We start from the raw sequence: 404 nt of genomic DNA, 5'->3' as shown, positions 1-404 counted from the left end.
TCCTTATCGGTAGCTTGCAGCAAGGTACCCAGGTTGAGGGTGATGTCGTTCTCGTCATTGCCGGCTGGATGGTCCAGCGGCTGCAGCAGGCTGAAGCTGTAGGCACCCGCGGCACTGAGGCTGAAGGTGAATACATCGACGGCACCGGCTTTGGCGGTCAGGGTATCGCCAGCGACGCTATAGACCAGCGCCACTCCACCCGAACTCAGGGCTGGCAGGCCGCTGGTATCACTCGACAAGCTATAGCTCAGCGGTACATCGGCACCCGACTGGAAGATACCGGTAACGCTACCGCTGGCAGTCGTTGCTTCGCCAGCTACGTCGCCGACACCACCGGCGATGCCATTGGCCAAGCCGTCTTCATCGACGGTACCAGCCTCGGCGGCTCCGGCCGCCGTTGGCGT

Annotated in this window: 1 pseudogene; it reads right to left on the bottom strand. The window is 62.6% G+C overall.

The window, feature by feature from the left end:
* Positions 1 to 404, bottom strand: a pseudogene (locus PVZ78_RS00220) (DUF5801 repeats-in-toxin domain-containing protein); the annotation flags it as partial.

The organism is Pseudomonas sp. SBT1-2, from assembly GCF_028640875.1.
GTDB lineage: Bacteria > Pseudomonadota > Gammaproteobacteria > Pseudomonadales > Pseudomonadaceae > Aquipseudomonas > Aquipseudomonas chlororaphis_I.
This window is presented reverse-complemented; position numbering and strand designations above follow the sequence as displayed.